Origin of the sequence: Eubacterium aggregans, assembly GCF_900107815.1 — a bacterium.
Taxonomy (GTDB): Bacteria; Bacillota; Clostridia; order Eubacteriales; family Eubacteriaceae; genus Eubacterium_O; species Eubacterium_O aggregans.
In genome coordinates, this window is the sequence record NZ_FNRK01000063.1 from 1 (window position 1) to 1,123 (window position 1,123).

At 39.9% G+C, this 1,123-nt stretch carries 1 protein-coding gene; it reads right to left on the reverse strand.

Annotated features, from left to right (window positions below):
• Positions 1 to 90: 90 nt before the first annotated feature.
• Positions 91 to 969: a PDC sensor domain-containing protein gene (locus tag BLW33_RS13920; RefSeq protein WP_242911701.1), complete on the reverse strand. Its 879-nt coding sequence runs from the start codon at positions 967 to 969 to the stop codon at positions 91 to 93.
• Between the last annotated feature and the right edge of the window lie 154 nt (positions 970 to 1,123).

The following is a 1,123-nucleotide window of genomic DNA, read 5'->3' on the forward strand; positions in this document are numbered from 1 at the left end:
TCTCATTTGTTTGCCTTCCCACACCTTACTAACACACCTGCCTATTATTCATTATAAATCCTTCGGATTTTTGTCTTGACAAGCGCACCATTATACCCAATCGATTCCATTCATATGAATTTCACTGATGTTGACAAAGAAGTTGTCATTTTCACCTTTATAGATCATTTCCGTAGCGCTGTTTGTTTTGTATTGTTCGTAAGCGTTTTGAATATCTGTGTTATCAATGTCCTTAAGTGCGTAACGCTCCAGCGTACCATCCTCAAGAACAGCAAAGTTTGAGACATCCATAGAGTTTGCGACTAAATAGTTCGAATCTTTCTCGATGATAATCGCTATACCGTTGTGTTCTTCAACTGCGTCTTTAAGGAAGGAACCAATATCTGAAAGAAGCATATGTGTCCCAAGCACGCCATCAAGATTGCCTGATTCATTATATACTGGCCACGCTGCGGACACAGTTAAATCATCCATAACGAAATGTTTATATAAAGGTGAAAAAACTGGGCCTCCAGCCTCAACTGCAGCCTTATACCACGCGCGGGTACGGGGATCGAATTTGCCCGCCTGAACAACAAGATCGCCCGCAGTCAAGTCCTCATTGACCGAATAATACCAGGAGTTTCCGCCGGTATCAGCATTATTTTGCATAATTTCAACTACACCGTTTTCATTTCTTCGAGCGCCGTAGTATTCACCATTTGCAGTGCCGTAACTAAAACTGTATATACTATTGCTGTGGGACTCAACTACGCTAACAAAAAATCGATCCCGCTGTTTTTCGTCAGACCAATCAAGCATTCCATTTTCTATAACTTTATGGTTGACTTCGTTCATATGATAAGGCGCTTGCATTAATGAATAGACCTGGTTATAGATTTCTTCATTAATATCAGCGGCCATATGCGCCGTTGTTTTCTCGGCTGAAGAAACCCAATTTGTGAAAATTAGCGCACCGTAACAAGCCACTGATATGAACAAGGAGATAATGAACATCAGCAGGATAATTCTTCTTAATGAGAGTGTTGTTTGGTGTTAGAATTTAAATAGTACAAAGTAAAATGAGATATCCCCTAGAAATATTGTATAATCAACATATGGAGGAACTCATTATGCCAAGAAC